Annotated in this window: 13 protein-coding genes; 3 read left to right on the top strand and 10 right to left on the bottom strand. The window is 72.2% G+C overall.

The features are described from left to right. Positions 1 to 40 precede the first annotated feature (40 nt). From ABD340_RS13260 to ABD340_RS13215, 10 genes are all read right to left on the bottom strand, one after another. On the bottom strand, positions 41 to 1,036 hold the full coding sequence (locus tag ABD340_RS13260; RefSeq protein ID WP_344589174.1) for a LacI family DNA-binding transcriptional regulator: 996 nt from the start codon (positions 1,034 to 1,036) through the stop codon (positions 41 to 43). After that, positions 1,020 to 1,190, bottom strand: a complete 171-nt coding sequence (locus tag ABD340_RS13255) for a hypothetical protein (RefSeq protein WP_344589173.1) — start codon at positions 1,188 to 1,190, stop codon at positions 1,020 to 1,022. The genes ABD340_RS13260 and ABD340_RS13255 overlap by 17 nt, the downstream gene beginning before the upstream one ends. A 25-nt stretch (positions 1,191 to 1,215) precedes the next feature. Next, positions 1,216 to 2,583 (bottom strand): GH1 family beta-glucosidase, encoded by a 1,368-nt coding sequence (locus tag ABD340_RS13250; RefSeq protein ID WP_344589172.1) that lies wholly within the window; start codon positions 2,581 to 2,583, stop codon positions 1,216 to 1,218. Next, a complete protein-coding gene (gene yicI, locus ABD340_RS13245; protein WP_344589171.1) occupies positions 2,580 to 4,898 on the bottom strand; it encodes an alpha-xylosidase in 2,319 nt (772 codons plus the stop codon). The genes ABD340_RS13250 and yicI overlap by 4 nt, the downstream gene beginning before the upstream one ends. Then, the gene (locus tag ABD340_RS13240; RefSeq protein WP_344589170.1) at positions 4,898 to 5,794 is read right to left on the bottom strand and encodes a carbohydrate ABC transporter permease; all 897 of its coding nucleotides are present in this window, start codon (positions 5,792 to 5,794) and stop codon (positions 4,898 to 4,900) included. The genes yicI and ABD340_RS13240 overlap by 1 nt, the downstream gene beginning before the upstream one ends. After that, positions 5,791 to 6,738, bottom strand: a complete 948-nt coding sequence (locus ABD340_RS13235) for a carbohydrate ABC transporter permease (protein ID WP_344589168.1) — start codon at positions 6,736 to 6,738, stop codon at positions 5,791 to 5,793. The genes ABD340_RS13240 and ABD340_RS13235 overlap by 4 nt, the downstream gene beginning before the upstream one ends. Next, positions 6,735 to 8,018, bottom strand: coding sequence for an ABC transporter substrate-binding protein (locus ABD340_RS13230; RefSeq protein ID WP_344589166.1), 1,284 nt, complete (start codon positions 8,016 to 8,018; stop codon positions 6,735 to 6,737). The genes ABD340_RS13235 and ABD340_RS13230 overlap by 4 nt, the downstream gene beginning before the upstream one ends. 220 nt (positions 8,019 to 8,238) lie before the next feature. Then, positions 8,239 to 9,426: a xylose isomerase gene (gene xylA, locus ABD340_RS13225; protein WP_344589165.1), complete on the bottom strand. Its 1,188-nt coding sequence runs from the start codon at positions 9,424 to 9,426 to the stop codon at positions 8,239 to 8,241. Next, positions 9,423 to 10,832: a xylulokinase gene (gene xylB, locus ABD340_RS13220; RefSeq protein WP_344589163.1), complete on the bottom strand. Its 1,410-nt coding sequence runs from the start codon at positions 10,830 to 10,832 to the stop codon at positions 9,423 to 9,425. Before xylB ends, xylA begins: the two co-directional genes overlap by 4 nt. A 124-nt stretch (positions 10,833 to 10,956) precedes the next feature. After that, positions 10,957 to 11,583 carry a GntR family transcriptional regulator gene (locus ABD340_RS13215; RefSeq protein WP_344589161.1) on the bottom strand — a complete coding sequence of 209 codons (627 nt, stop codon included), beginning with the start codon at positions 11,581 to 11,583 and terminating at the stop codon, positions 10,957 to 10,959. A 175-nt stretch (positions 11,584 to 11,758) separates the two neighbouring features. On the opposite strand from ABD340_RS13215, the gene pdhA reads away from it, so the two are divergent. Genes pdhA through ABD340_RS13200 form a run of 3 tightly spaced genes read left to right on the top strand, consistent with a single transcriptional unit; the run spans position 11,759 to position 15,194 of the window. Then, positions 11,759 to 12,880, top strand: coding sequence for a pyruvate dehydrogenase (acetyl-transferring) E1 component subunit alpha (gene pdhA / locus ABD340_RS13210; RefSeq protein WP_344589160.1), 1,122 nt, complete (start codon positions 11,759 to 11,761; stop codon positions 12,878 to 12,880). 14 nt (positions 12,881 to 12,894) lie between these two features. Further along, positions 12,895 to 13,917 carry an alpha-ketoacid dehydrogenase subunit beta gene (locus ABD340_RS13205; RefSeq protein ID WP_344589159.1) on the top strand — a complete coding sequence of 341 codons (1,023 nt, stop codon included), beginning with the start codon at positions 12,895 to 12,897 and terminating at the stop codon, positions 13,915 to 13,917. Further along, positions 13,914 to 15,194, top strand: a complete 1,281-nt coding sequence (locus ABD340_RS13200) for a dihydrolipoamide acetyltransferase family protein (RefSeq protein WP_344589158.1) — start codon at positions 13,914 to 13,916, stop codon at positions 15,192 to 15,194. Before ABD340_RS13205 ends, ABD340_RS13200 begins: the two co-directional genes overlap by 4 nt. Positions 15,195 to 15,203: the final 9 nt, after the last annotated feature.

Raw genomic sequence — 15,203 nt, 5'->3', positions numbered from 1 at the left:
TCCGGTTCCCCTCCTTTCCTCTCCTTTCCTCTCCTGCGGCTCAGCGGTCGCTGGCGCGCGCGGTGAGCCGGGGCGGCAGCAGGGTCGCGGCGGGCACCCGCTCCCCGCCGAGCTTGGCCATCAGCAGCTCCACCGACCGGCGGCCCACCTCGTCGGCCGGGACGGCGACCGAGGTCAGCGGCGGATCGGCGTGCTCGGCCAGGTCCTCCGGGCAGATCGCCACCACCGACAGCTCGTCCGGGACCCGCCGTCCCGCCGCGCCGAACGCCCGCACCACCGGCTCCATGACCGGCTCGTTGTGCACCACGACCCCGGTGAGGCCCGGCCGCTCCGCCAGCAGCCGGCCCACCAGCGCGCGGGCCGCCTCGGCGGTGGCCTCGCACGGGTACACCTCGCCGGTCAGCCCGTGCCGCCGCACCGCCGCGCGGAACCCCTCGGCGACCCGCTGGGCGTAGCCGGTCTGCCGGGCGTACACCTCCGGTGGCGAGCCGATCAGCGCGATCGAGCGGTGCCCGAGCCCGGCCAGCCGCTCCGCGCACGCCTCGCCCGCCGCCCGGAAGTCCAGGTCGATGCAGGTCAGATCGTCCGCGTCGGCCGGGAACCCGATCAGCACGCTGGGCCGGTCCAGCTCGCGCAGCATCGGCAGCCGCGGATCGCGCATCTGGACGTCCATCACGATCAACGCGTCCACCAGCGCGCTGTCGGCCACCCGGCGCAGCCCCTCCACGCCCTCCTCCTGGGTGAGCAGCAGCACGTCGTGATCGTGCCGGCGGGCCGCGGTCACCGCGGCCACCGCGATCTGCATCACCACCGGGACGTGGATGCCGCTGCGCAGCGGGATCACCAGCGCCAGCACGTTCGACCGGCTGCTGGCCAGCGCGCGGGCGCCCGCGTGCGGCCGGTAGCCCAGCTCGGCGATGCTGGCCAGCACCCGCTCCCGGGTCCCGGCCGAGATCGAGCGCTTGCCGCTCAGCACGTAGGAGACCGTGCTCGGCGAGACCCCGGCGTGCCGCGCCACATCAGTGATCTTGACCACCCGGCGTCTCCACTTCTTCCTTCTCGAGTCCGCGCGAGGCGGGACGGACCAGGTGCGGGCGTACGGGCCGTGCCAGGACCCGCTCGGCGCCCGCCGGCGCCGCGGCCGCCTTGGCGCGGACACCGTACACCGGCAGCAGCAGGCCGCCCGCCAAAGCGCCACCGCACCGCCCCGCCTGGTCACGCCGGGCCGCCCCGGGAGATCGCCTCCTTGTACCAGTGGGCGCTGTCCTTCCAGCGGCGTTCCCCGGTGGCGTAATCGACGTGGATCAGCCCGAAGCGGCGGTCGTAGCCGTACGCCCACTCGAAGTTGTCGAGCAGCGACCAGGCGAAGTAGCCGCGCACGTCCACGCCGGTCTCGACCGCGCGCCGCATCGCCGCCAGGTGGTCGCGCAGGTAGGCGATGCGGTCGCCGTCCCGGATCCGGCCGTCGGGGCCGACCGCGTCGGCGTACGCGGCGCCGTTCTCGGTGACCATCAGCGGCAGCGCGGGATGGTCGCGGCGCAGCCCCAGCAGCATCTCCTCCAGGCCGGCCGCGTCCACCGGCCAGCCCATCGCGGTGTGCGGGCCGGGCTGCTCGGCGAACTCGACGTCCTCGCAGCCGACGAACGGCGTCGCGGCGCCCCGCTTGTGCCCGTCGGCGCCGGCCCGGGGCGAGACGCCGTCCCAGGTGTGGACGAGCGTCGGCGCGTAGTAGTTGACCCCGAGGACGTCCAGCGGCGCGGCGATGGTCTTCTCGTCGCCGTCCTGGACGAACCCCCAGTCGGTGAGCGCCGCCGTGTCCTCCAGCAGGTCGGGCGGGTAACCGCGGCCGGTCAGCGGATCGAGGAAGATCCGGTTGGCGACGGCGTCGACGCGCCGCACGGCCTCGGGCTCGCCGCGCAGGTGGTGCGGGTTCAGCGTGATCGAGTGGCGGGCGGACGGATCCGCCGCCGCCCGCAGTTCCCGGGAGGCGAGCCCGTGCGCGAGATTGAGGTGGTGCGCGGCGGTGAGCCCGGCGACCGGGTCGGCGCGGCCGGGGGCGTGCACCCCGCTGGCGTAGCCGAGGAACGCCGAGCACCACGGCTCGTTGAGCGTCGTCCAGGTGTGGACGCGATCGCCCAGCGCGCGGGCCATCCGCGCGGCGTACTCGGCGAATCTGTGTGCGGTGGCGCGCTCGGGCCAGCCGCCCGCCTCCTCCAGTTCCTGCGGGAGGTCCCAGTGGTAGAGGGTCGCGACGGGCGCGATCCCGTTCTCCAGGAGCGCGTCGACGAGCCGCGAGTAGAAGTCGACGCCCTTCCGGTTGAGCGCGCCGCCCGGCATCACGCGCGGCCACGAGATGGAGAACCGGTAGGCCGAGATGCCCAGCTCGGCCATGGCGGCCACGTCCTCGCGCCAGCGGTGGTAGTGGTCGGTGGCCACGTCGCCGGTGTCGCCGTTCAGCGTCTTGCCGGGGGTGCGGCTGAAGGCGTCCCAGATCGAGGGGGCGCGGCGGTCCTCGTTCGCGGCGCCCTCGATCTGGTACGCGGCGGTGGCGGCCCCCCACAGGAAGCCCTCGGGCAGGCTCATCGGGAGCCTCCTTCCATGTTCACGACGACCTCGCGGCCGGTCGCGCGGATCAGCGTGCCCTGACCGTGCTCGGCAAGCGTGCCGCCCGCGACGGTGACGGCCGCCGGATCGACGTTCACCAGGAGCAGGTTCCACCGGCCGGTGCCCGCCGCGGTGATCACGGCGCCGTCCCGGGAGGTGGTGAACGACGCCGTCCCGATCCCGGTGGTGACGGTGCCGCGGTCCCGCGGCTCGTACACGCGCAGCGTCACGCCGTCCGCGTGGTCGTAGTCGGGACGGTCCTGGACCGCGCCCTCGGGGATCACCGCGCCGGGCCGCACGAGCAGCGGCAGGCTGTCGAAGGCGTGCCGTTCGCGCACCCACCGGCCGCCGTGCACCCGCTCGCCGGTGAGATAGTGCGTCCACACGCCGTCGGGGACGTAGTAGGCCACCTCGTCGCCCGCGGTGAAGACCGGCGCCACGAGCAGGTCGTCGCCCAGCATGTACTGGCGCTCCAGGTGGGTGCACGCGGGGTCGTCCGGGAAGTTCAGCACCATCGCCCGCATGATGGGCAGGCCCTCCTCGTACGCCTGCCGCGCGGCCCTCGCCAGGTACGGCATCAACCGCATTTTCAGGCGGGTGAAGTGCCGCAGGACGTGCACCGACTCCTCGTCGAACAGCCACGGCACCCGGTACGAATGGCTCCCGTGCAGGCGGCTGTGCGACGACAGCAGCCCGAACGCGATCCAGCGCTTGAACAGGCCCGGGTCGGGCGTCCCCTCGAAACCGCCGATGTCATGGCTCCAGTAGCCGAAGCCCGACATGCCCAGGGACAGGCCCCCGCGCAGGCTCTCCCCCATGGCCTCGAACGTCGACTCGCTGTCCCCGCCCCAGTGCACCGGGAACCGCTGCCCGCCCACCGTGGCGGAGCGGGCGAACACGACCGCCTCGCCCTCGCCGCGCCGCTTGCGCAGCAGCTCGAAGACCGTCTGGTTGTAGAGGTAGGCGTAGTAGTTGTGCGCCCGCTCGGGGTCGGAGCCGTCGAAGTAGACGACGTCGGTCGGGATGCGCTCGCCGAAATCGGTCTTGAAGCAGTCGACGCCCAGTTCCATGAGCGCTTCCAGTTTCGCCGCGTACCATTCGCGCGCCTCGGGGTCGGTGAAGTCGACCACCGCGAGGCCCGGCTGCCACAGGTCCCACTGCCAGACGTCGCCGTTCGGGCGCTTGAGCAGGTAGCCGCGCGCCTTCGCCTCGGCGAACAGCGGCGAGCGCTGCGCGATGTACGGGTTGATCCAGACCGAGATCCGCAGGCCGCGCTCCTTGAGGCGGCGCAGCATCCCCGGCGGGTCGGGGAAGACGCGCGGATCCCATTCGAAATCGCACCACTGGAATTCGCGCATCCAGAAGCAGTCGAAATGGAAGACGCTCAGCGGCAGGTCCCGCTCGGCCATTCCGTCGACGAACGAGGAGACGGTCTCCTCGTCGTAGGAGGTGGTGAACGAGGTCGACAGCCACAGCCCGAACGACCAGTCCGGGACGCGGGCGGGCCGTCCCGTCAGCGCCGTGTACTTGCGCAGGATCTCCTTGGGCGTCGGGCCGTAGATGAGGAAGTACCGCATCGACTGGCCCTCGACGCTGAACTGCGCCCGCGCCACCGCCTCCGAGGCCACCTCGAACGACACCCGTCCCGGATGGTCGACGAAGACGCCGTAGCCCGCGTTGGTGAGGAAGAACGGCACGTTCTTGTACGCCTGCTCGCTGGCGGTGCCGCCGTCGGCGTTCCAGACGTCCACCGACTGGCCGTTCTTCACCAGCGGGCCGAACCGCTCGCCGAGCCCGTACACGAAATGGTCCGCGCCGAGGTCGAGCTGCTCGCGGACGTAGTGCCGGCCGCCGTCGGTGTCGATGATCGCGGTCGCCTTGGGCCTGGTGCCGGTCAGCCGGCGGCCCCCGGCCAGGAAGTCCACCGCCCACGCGTCGCCGCGCCCGAACCGCACGGTGAGCGCGCCCGAGGTGAGCGCGGCCGCGTCCTCGGCCACGTGCGCCGCCGCGTCCGCGGGCGGATCGGTGGCCAGCGCGAACGCCGGGCCGCGCGGCTCCTCCCCGGCGAAGTGGGTGATCGTCACGCCGATGACGTCCGGCATCGGCGCCGTGCACTCGAACGTGACCAGCGGCCCTTTCAGCAGGTCGCCCCGGTGCCGGACGCGCTGGACGGGCGCGTGCACGACCAGCGAGGCGCCCCCCGGGGCGGTGGACGCCGTGCAGTCGAGGACCTCGACCGGGTGCACGGCGCGCACGCCGTCCCGCATCATCCAGTAGCCGTCACTGAACTTCATTACTTGATCGCTCCTGCCGTGAGGCCGCGGGACAGCGTGCGCTGGAAGACCAGGAAGAAGAGCACGGTGGGCAGCAGGCCGAGCAGCGAGGCGGCGCTGGACATGGTCGCGTCCATCAGCCGCTGCCCCTGCAGCACGCCCAGCGCCACCGACACCGTCTGGTTGTCGTTGCTGACCAGGAAGACCAGCGGGATCAGGAACTCGTTCCAGGTCCACACGAAGAAGAAGACCAGCAGCACCGCCATGGTCGGCCGGATCACCGGCACCACCACCCGCCACAGCACCTGCCACCGGCTCGCGCCGTCGATCCGCGCCGCCTCCAGCAGCGGGCGCGGGAACGCCGCCAGCACCGACGACAGCAGGTAGGTGCCGAACGCGGTCTGGATCACCGTGAACACGATGATCACCGCGAGCCGGGTGTCGTACAGGCCGACCTGCTTGGACAGGAAGTACAGCGGGTAGACCAGCGCCTCCTGCGGCAGCGTGTTGGCCAGCAGCAGGAGCACCAGGATCCAGACCCGGCCCTTGATCCGCCCGATGCCCAGCGCGTAGGCGTTCAGCACCGACAGCAGCACCGCCAGGACCGCCACCGAGCCGCTGATGAACACGCTGTTCAGCAGCACCCCGCCGAAGCCGGTCCGCTCCCAGAACCCGGTGATCCCGTCGAGGTTCAGCCCTTCGGGCAGCGCCAGCGGGCCGTTGGCGGTGTACTCCTGCGGCGTCTTCAGCGCGTTCAGCACCACCACGCCGAACGGGATCAGCATGACCCCGGCGAGCCCGAGCAGCGCCACCAGCACCAGGTACGCGGACGGGCCGCGGCGGCGCCGGCGCGGCCGGCCCGCCGGCGCCCGCTCGGACCGCGCCCTGGTGCCCGATCCGGGGAGGGTCGTGGTCATCGCTCCCCCTCCGGCTCCTGGCCCGCCCGTCCCTGCAGGCGCAGGAACACCACGGTCAGCGCCACGATGATCAGTGTGAGCACGGTGGTGATCGCCGAGCCGTAGCCGACCTCGGTCTTGTCGAAGAAGTTCTGGTACGAGTAGTAGGAAGGCACGTTGGTCGCGCCGCCCGGGCCCCCCTTGGTGAGCACATAGATCGGGGCGAACACCTTGAGCGACGCGATCGTCGTCCACAGCAGCACCACGAAGATCTCCGGACGGATCTGCGGCACGGTGACGTGCCGGAACCGCCGCCACCAGTTCGCCCCGTCGATCTCCGCCGCCTCGTACAGGGACGGCTCCACCCGCTGCAGGCCGGACATGAACACCACCAGCGGGAACCCGAGCTGCACCCACACCATGACGGCCATCACGGCCCACAGCGCGGTGCCCGGCTCGCCCAGCCAGTCGCGGGCGAGCGAGTCCAGGCCGGCCGCGCGCAGCACCTCGTTCACCGCACCGGTGTCGGGGTTGAGCAGCCAGCTCCACACCACGCCGGCGATCACGATCGGCAGCACCTGCGGCAGGTAGACGCACGCCCGCAGGAAGCCGGCGGCGCGCGGGCCGAAATGGCGGTCGATCAGGTCGGTGAGCAGTGCCGCCAGCACCAGGCCCATCGCGGTCGGCGCGATCGCCATCGCCACGACGACCAGGGCGTTGTGCCGGAACGACGCCCAGAACTCCCCGTCCCCGGCCAACTCCCTGTAGTTGGCCAGGCCGACCCAGTCGCCGCCGGGCCAGAACCCGGCGATCGAGTCGACGCCCTCCCACTCGGTGAAGCTGGTGTAGAGGTTCATCACGAACGGCACGCCGATGACGGCGGTGAACAGGATCAGGCCGGGGATCAGGTAGGGCAGGTACGCCAGGCGTTCCCGCCGCGACCTCTTGTGAGCCGCAGAGGTCACTTGGGCAGGCCGTCGTCGTACGCCTTCTGGACCTCGCCGAGCGCCTGGGCGGGTGTGGCCTGGCCGTTCATGAGCTTCTGCACCTCGGCCACCCACTTGTCGTAGAACGCGGCCACAGGCCAGTCCGGGTAGTAGGCCAGGCCATTGTTCTGGGCGAGGGTGTTGAAGTTCTCGATGAGCTTCTTGGCCTTGGGCTCGGTGATGGCCGCGGCGTCGGCCGCCACCGGGATGCCGCCCGCGTTGCCCAGCGCGTTCTGGATGTGCTTCTTCATCGTGATGTCGATGAAGTCGTAGGCGAGCTTCTTGTTCTTCGAGCCCTTGGGGACGACCCACAGGTTGCCGCCCGAGCCGGGCGTCAGCTTCGCGCCGGGCCACACGAAGGTGTCCCAGTCGAACTTGACCTCCTTGGCGACGCGCCCGAACCACCAGCTGCCCGAGAACATCATCGGGAACTTGCCGCCCATGAAGGCCACGCCCGCGTCCTCGGCCTTGAGTCCGACGGAGTTCTTGGCGACGTAGCCCTTCTTCACCCAGTCGGTGAACGTGGCCGCGCCGTAGGTCCAGGCGGGGTCGGTCAGGTTGGCCTTGGACGTGTAGCGCTGGAAGGCGTCCACCCAGGTGCGGTCGGCCTTGTCCAGGGCGAGCTGGTAGACGAACTGGTGCGCCATGTACTCGGCGCCCGCGTTCGTCAACGGGGTGACGCCCTTCTTCACGAAGGCGTCCATCGCCTCGACCAGTTCGGCGTAGGTGGCCGGCACCTTGACGCGGTGCCGCTCGAACAGGTCCTTGTTGTAGTAGACCTGCATGTACTCGGCGTAGTTGGGGACCCCGAACCATTTGCCGCCGCCCATGGTGCCCTTGGCGTCGTACTTGGAGGTGACCTGGACGCTGGGGTTGATCAGCTTGTCCCAGCCGCGCTTGGCCACCTCGTCGCTCATGTCCGTCAGGAGGCCCTGCCGGGACAGCATGCCGGCGGTCGCGTTGCCCTTGTTGTACTCCATGACGTCGGGGGCGTCCTTGGAGTTGAGCACCATCGGGGCGGTCTTCTGGATCTGCTCGAAGCCCTTCTCCTCGAACTTCACCTTGACGCCGGGATGGGTGCTCTCGAACTCCTTGATCGCCTGGCTCCAGGCGACGCCCATGGCGCTGTTGGGGGCCTCGTAGTGCCACAGGCGCAGCTCGTCGGGATTCGACTCGCCGCCTCCTCCGCACGCGGCCAGCACCAGGGAGCCCGTGGCGAGCGCGGCCAGCAGTGCCGCGCCCCGGCGTGCCTTGATCATGGGTTTCCTCCGGGGGGTGGTCTCGAGGGCCCGGTAATCGAATCGTTTCGATTTGAAGATCGTGCGGGGATCGTAAGCCGCCCGCGAACTACGACACAATAGGTCGAACCATGCCAAATTCCCCGCAAGTCGCTGACCTGCGACATTGCATGGGAGCGCTCCCATATCCGGCCTCAGGGAGCGGACGGCGGACCAGCCGCCGCCCGCTCGCCGCGGTCCGTCAGCGGGTGCCGTAGAGGTGTTCCAGAGCGAGCTGGTCGAGGCGTTCGAACGCCATGCCGCGTTTGGCCAACGCCTCGATGTCGGGCGTGAAGTCGCGCACGGCCTGCCAGCCCTCGCCCTCGGCCAGCGTCGGGACGGCCAGCTCGTCCACCCGCGCCGCGCGCAGGGCCTCCCCCACCTCGGGATCGGCGCGGAACGCCCGCACCCGCTCCCGCAGGATCAGCCAATTGCGCATGCAGCCGCGCGCCGACTCCCACACGCCCTCGTCGTCCTCGGTGCGCGGCGGCTTGAAGTCGAAGTGGATCGGGCCGTCGTAGTCGCTGTTCTCGATCAGGTCGACCACCCAGAACGCGCCGCGCGCGTTGCCGGCCCCGAACCGCAGGTCCTGGTCGTAGCGCGGCCCGTTCTGGCCGTTCAGGTCGATGTGGAACAGCTTGCCGTGCCACAGCGCCTGCGCCAGGCCGTGCGCGTAGTTGAGCCCGGCCATCTCCTCGTGCCCGACCTCGGGGTTGAGGCCGACCAGGTCGGGACGCTCCAGCGCGTCGATGAACGCCAGCGCGTGCCCCACGGTCGGCAGCAGGATGTCGCCGCGCGGCTCGTTCGGCTTGGGCTCGATCGCGAACCGCAGGTCGTAGCCCTTCTCCACGACGTAGCCGGCCAGGACGTCGAACGCCTCCTTGTAGCGATCCAGAGCGACCCGCACGTCCTTCGCCGCACCCGACTCGGCGCCCTCCCGGCCGCCCCAGCACACATAGGTGCGGGCGCCCAGCTCGGCGGCCAGGTCCAGGTTGTCCATCACCTTGCGCAGCGCGAACCGGCGCACGTCGCGGTCGTTGGCGGTGAACGCCCCGTCCTTGAAGACCGGGTGCGAGAAGAGATTGGTGGTCGCGGTCGTCACCACCAGCCCGGTCTCGTCCAGGGCCTTGCGGAAGGCGCCGATCCGCTCGTCCCGCTCGGACGGGGTGGCGTCGAAGTCGAACACGTCGTTGTCGTGGAAGTTCACGCCGTACGCGCCCAGCTCGGCCAGCTTGCGCACGGCGCGGTCGGCGGCCATCGGCGGGCGGGTCCCGGGGCCGAACACGTCCACGCCCTGCCAGCCCACCGTCCAGATGCCGAACGAGAACCGGTCCTGCGGCCGCGGGGCGAAACGGCCGTCGCGCGAGTCGTCGCTCACATCGTCCCTCAAAGGTCCTGTCCTCCAATGGTGTCGCGCAGCCGGCCGGCGTCCCGTAGCTGGGCGTACCGGCCGCGGATCTCCGCCACCGCCGTCGCGTCCGCCGCGGCGGCGGTGTGCTCGGTTGCGGGCGGCGCCGGCCACCGCGGCGGCTCCGGCGTCCCCGCCAGCGCCCAGGCCGCCTGGCGGGCGGCGCCGAGCGCCACGTACTCGGCGTGCTCGGGCACGGTCACGGGCGTACCCAGGATCGCGGGGGCCAGTGCCCGCACCGCGGCCGACCGGGCGCCGCCGCCGATCAGGAGGACGCGGCGCGGCCGGGCGCCCTGCGCGACCAGGTGGTCGGCGGCGTCGGCCAGCGAGCACAGCAGCGCCTCGACGGCGGCCCGGGCCAGGTTCTCCCGGGTGGCGTTGGAGGTGGTCAGCCCGGCCAGCGTCGCGGTGGCGTCCGGCCGGTCGGGCGTCCGCTCCCCGTCGAAGTAGGGCAGCAGGGTCAGGCCCCCGGCGCCCGGCTCGGCGGCCAGCGCCAAGCCCGCCAGGCCGTCCAGGTCGGCACCGGTCAGCGCGGCGGCCGAGGTCAGCACCCGCGCCGCGTTCAGCGTGCACACCAGCGGCAGGAACCGCCCGGTCGCGTCGGCGAACCCGGCGACCAGCCCCGAGGCGTCGGCGGCGGGGCGCGGCGCGACCGCGTAGACGGTGCCGGACGTGCCGATCGACACCACCATGTCGCCCTCCGCCAGGCCCAGGCCGAGCGCGGCGCCCATGTTGTCGCCGGTGCCCGGCGCCAGCCGTCCGCCCCAGGGCGTCTCCCCCACCGTCTCGGCGGGCTCCGCCACGCGCGGCAGCACCGGCTCGTGCCCGAGCGCGGCCCGGACGAACTCGGGCAGGTAGCGGCCCTCGCCCGGCGACCAGTAACCGGTGCCGGAGGCGTCGCCGCGGTCGGTGACCGGTTCCGGCGCGCCCAGCCGCAGGGTCAGCCAGTCGTGCGGCAGCATGACCGCGGCGGTGCGGCGGGCGTTGTCCGGCTCGTGCTCGGCCATCCAGCGCAGCTTGCTGACGGTGAACGAGGCGAGCGGGACGCTCCCGGCCCGCCCGGCCCAGGTCTCGGCGCCGCCCAGCTCCGCGACCAGGGCGCTGGCCTGCGGGGCCGAGCGGGTGTCGTTCCACAGCAGGGCGGGACGGACCACCGCGCCGTCCTCGTCCAGCGCGACCATCCCGTGCTGCTGCGCGGCCACGGCCACGGCGTCGGCCCGTTCAAGCAGGTCACGGGTCTGTTCGAGCGCCTGCCACCAGTGCCGGGGATGGCATTCGGTCCCGTCGGGATGCGGTGCGGCGGCCGAGCCGACCACCGTCCCGTCCTCGGCCCGGCACAGCACGACCTTGACCGACTGCGTCGAGGAATCGATCCCGGCGACCAGCACTGCCCCTCCTCAGGCTCGGCGACGGCGGGTCGTCGAAACGTTTCGAAGGTTTCTCGACCTTGTGCAGCCTAAACCGCTGTGAGCCGTCGCACAATGGACCCCGGGCCGCGTGGATCAGGCGGGGTCAGGGGGCGTAGTTCATGACGTGGTCGTGCAGCATCCGCGGGGCCTCGGGGTCCCGGCGGCGGAACGCCTCGATCAGCAGGGCGTGCTCGGCCGACTTGGAGTAGATCTCGGTCTTGTGCAGGCGCAGCGACAGCGTCGTCCACAGCTCGATGCCCAGCGACTCCCACACCGACATCAGCAGCCGGTTGCCGGCGGTCTCCACCACCTCGCGGTGGAACTCGATGCTCAGCCGCATCTGCGCGTGCAGGTCGCCGGTCTCGGCGGCGGCGGTCAGCAGGGCGTTGTGCCGCTCCAGGGCGTCCACCCGCTCGGCCAGGCGGGGCAGCGCCAGCTCGGCCGCGGTGCGCTCCAGGCCAGCCCGGACGGGGAAGATCTCGCCCAGGTCCTGTTCGGTGAAGGCCCGCACCCGGGCCCCGCGGTTGGGCAGGCTCTCCACCAGCCGCAGTGCCTCCAGCTGGCGCAGCGCCTCGCGGACGGGTCCCTGGCTGACGCCCAGCTCGGTGGCGATGCGGCGCTCGACGATGCGCTCCCCCGGCTCCCAGCGGCCCGAGCTGATCCCCTCGACGATGAACTCCCGGATCTGGTCGGCCAGACCGGTGCGCAGCAGCTGAGCGGAGACGTTCACGCGCCCAATGGTAGAGGTCAGGGGCGGAGCACCAGATGGCCGCCCGGTTCCGATAACGTCCGGATCAGTGCATACTGACCCGTGGAGAGATATGATCGATCATTGATCAATGATGATCGGGTGGAGTCCCGCGGTACCCCCGCGGCGCGCTCCCGAGTCCCTGAGGAGAACGCCGATGGCTGAGACCACCAAAGCGCGGCGCGCGGAGACCCGGCCCCGGAACAAGGCCGGCACCGCCCCTGGCGCCGCGGCCCGCACCCAGAACGGGACGGGGCCCGCGGCCCCCGCCGCCGAGCGGGACGAGCTGGTCGCCTACTACCGGCAGATGCTGCTGATCCGCCGGTTCGAGGAACGCGCCGCCCGCGCCTATACCGAGGCCAAGATCGGCGGCTACTGCCACCTCAACCTCGGCGAGGAGGCCACGGTCGTCGGGCTGATGGCCGCGCTGCGCCCGACCGACTACCTGTTCACCAACTACCGTGAGCACGGCTACGCCCTCGCCAAGGGCATCTCCTCCGACCGCGTCATGGCCGAGCTGTACGGGCGCTCCACCGGGGTGTCCAAGGGCTGGGGCGGGTCCATGCACCTGTTCGACGCCGAGGCCCGGCTGCTGGGCGGGTACGGCATCGTCGGCGGGCAGCTCCCGCTGGCCACCGGCGCCGCGCTCGCGGTGTCCTACAAGGGCGGCGACGAGGTCGTCATGTGCCATATGGGCGACGGTACCGCCGCCATCGGCGCCTTCCACGAGTCGCTCAACATCGCCGCGCTCTGGAACCTGCCCGCCGTCTTCGTCGTGATCAACAACGGCCTGGGCATGGGCACCACCGTCGAGGCGTCCGCCGCCGAGCCCGAGCTGTACCGGCGCGGCGCCGCGTACCGGATGGAGAGCGCCCGGGTGGACGGCTCCGACGTGCTCGCCGTCCGCGACGCCGCCCGGCTGGCCGTCGAGCGCGCCCGCGCCGAGAGCAGGCCCTACCTGCTGGAGGCCGTCAGCCCCCGGCTGCGCGGGCACTCCGTGGTCGACCCGGCCCGCTACCGCACCAAGGAGGAGCGGCAGGCGCTGCTGGAGCAGGACCCGGTCGCCGCGCTCGCCGCGCGCCTGGAGGAGGACGGCGTGCTGCCCGCCGCCGACCGCGACGCCGTCGAGGCCGAGGTCAGGGCCGAGGTCGAGGCCGCCGCCGCGTTCGCCGACCAGAGCCCGGCGCCCGAGGTGTCCACCCTGTTCGACTACACCTACGCCACCCCCGTCGCGGGCGAGCTGCGCCGCCTGCCCGCCGACCCGGTGTTCCGTTCCTGAGGAGTCCTGAACCCATGGCACTTGTCACCTACCGCCAGGCCCTCCGGGACACGCTGCGCGCCGAGATGCTGCGCGACGAGAACGTCTTCCTGATGGGCGAGGAGATCGGGCTCTTCGAGGGCTCGTACAAGATCACCGAGGGGCTGCTCAAGGAGTTCGGCCCGCGCCGCGTCCGCGACACCCCGATCGCCGAGGAGGGGTTCGTCGGCGCGGCCATCGGCGCCGCCATGCTGGGGCTGCGCCCGGTGGTCGAGATCATGACGATCAACTTCTCGCTGCTCGCGCTGGACCAGATCGTCAACCACGCCGCCAAGATCTACGGGATGTTCGGCGGCCAGTGCAGCGTCCCGATGGTCATCCGCACCCCGGGCGGCGGCGGCCAGCAGCTGGGCGCCACGCACTCGCAGAACGTCGAGCTGTTCTACTCGTTCATCCCGGGCCTGAAGGTCGTCGCGCCGAGCACCCCCGCCGAGGCGTCGGCCATGCTCAAGGCCGCGATCCGCGACGACGACCCGGTGCTGTTCCTGGAGAACCTCGCCCTCTACAACGCCAAGGGCGAGCTCCCGGCCGACGACGTCGCCGGCGTCGAGCCCGCCGAGATCGGGCGCGCCGCCGTCACCCGGCCCGGCACCGACATCACGATCATCGGCTACTCGCGGATGGCGCGGGTCGCCGCCGAGGTCGCCGAGACGCTCGCCGGGGAGGGGGTCTCCGCCGAGGTCGTCGACCTGCGCAGCCTGCGCCCGCTCGACCGGCAGACCATCGTGGAGTCGGTGCGCCGCACCGGCTGCGCCGTCGTCGCCGAGGACGACTGGCTGACCTACGGCATCGGCGCCGAGATCGCCGCGACCATCCAGGAGGGCGCCTTCGACTGGCTGGACGCCCCCGTCCGCCGGGTGGCGATGGCCGAGGTGCCCCTCCCGTACGCCAAGCCGCTGGAGCTGGCCGCGCTGCCCTCCGCCGACTCCCTCCTCACCGCCGTCCGCGACACGCTCCGCGCGACCGGCCGCGCACCTCTGGAGACCACCGCCTCATGACCGAGATCCTCATGCCCCGCCTCTCCGACACCATGGAGGAGGGCGTCATCAGCTCCTGGCAGAAGCAGCCGGGGGACGCGATCAGCACCGGCGATGTGATCGTCGACATCGAGACCGACAAGGCCGTCATGGAGTACGAGGCCTACGAGGACGGCGTGCTCGGCGAGATCCTGGTCAAGGAGGGCGAGTCGGCCAAGATCGGCGCGCCCATCGCGGTCATCGTCCCGGCCGGCACCAAGGTCGAGGCCCAGACCAGGACCGAGGCCCCGGAGCCCGCCGCCGAGGAAGCGGCCCCGGTGCCGGCCGCCGCCGCGCCCGCTCCGGCCGCGCCCGCTCCGGCCGCGCCCGCGCCGACCGCGCCCGCCGCGCCGCGCGGATCGCGTCCGCCGTCGTCGCCGCTGGCACGCAGGCTGGCCCGCGACCACGGGATCGACCTGGCCAAGCTGAACGGCAGCGGCCCCGGCGGCCGGATCGTCCGAGCGGACATCGAGGCCGCCATACGCGCCGACGCCCCCGCGGCCGCCCCCGCAGCCGCCCCCGCGGCCGCCCCGGCAGCCGCGCCGGCGCCCGCGCGCGCCGTGCAGGTCGCGGACGAGGACGTCGAGCGCGTCCCGCTCAACCGCTTCCGCAAGGTCGCGGCCCGCCGCCTCACCGAGAGCAAACGGGACGCGCCGCACTTCTACCTCACCCGCGAGGTCGACGCCGAGGCGCTGCTGGCGTTCCGGGCCACGCTCAACACCGCGCTCGCGCCCGCCAAGGTCAGCGTGAACGACCTGATCGTGAAGGCGTGCGCCACGGCGCTGCTCGAGCACCCCGCCGTGAACGTCTCCTATTCCGAGGACGAGCTGCTCGTCCACAAGAGGGTGAACGTCGGCGTCGCCGTGGCGGTCGACGACGGCCTGCTCGTCCCGGTGGTCAAGGACGCCGACCGCAAGAGCGTCTCGCGGATCGGCGCCGAGACCCGCGAACTGGCCGGGAAGGCGCGCGAGGGCAAGCTGTCCATGCAGGAGATGAGCGGCGGCACGTTCAGCGTCAGCAACCTCGGCATGTACGGCATCGCGAGCTTCGCCGCCGTGATCAACCCGCCGGAGGCGGCGATCCTGGCGGTCGGCGCGGTACGCGACGAGCCGGTCGTCCGCGACGGGCAGGTCGTCCCGGGCAAGCGCCTGTCGGTGACGCTGTCGGTCGACCACCGCGCCTGCGACGGCGCCACCGGCGCGGCCTTCCTGGCCCGCCTCGCCGAGCTGCTGGAGAACCCTCTCATCATCGTCGCCTGAGAGCGGCGC

The organism is Actinomadura vinacea, assembly GCF_039532545.1.
Lineage (GTDB): Bacteria > Actinomycetota > Actinomycetes > Streptosporangiales > Streptosporangiaceae > Spirillospora > Spirillospora vinacea.
This window is presented reverse-complemented; position numbering and strand designations above follow the sequence as displayed.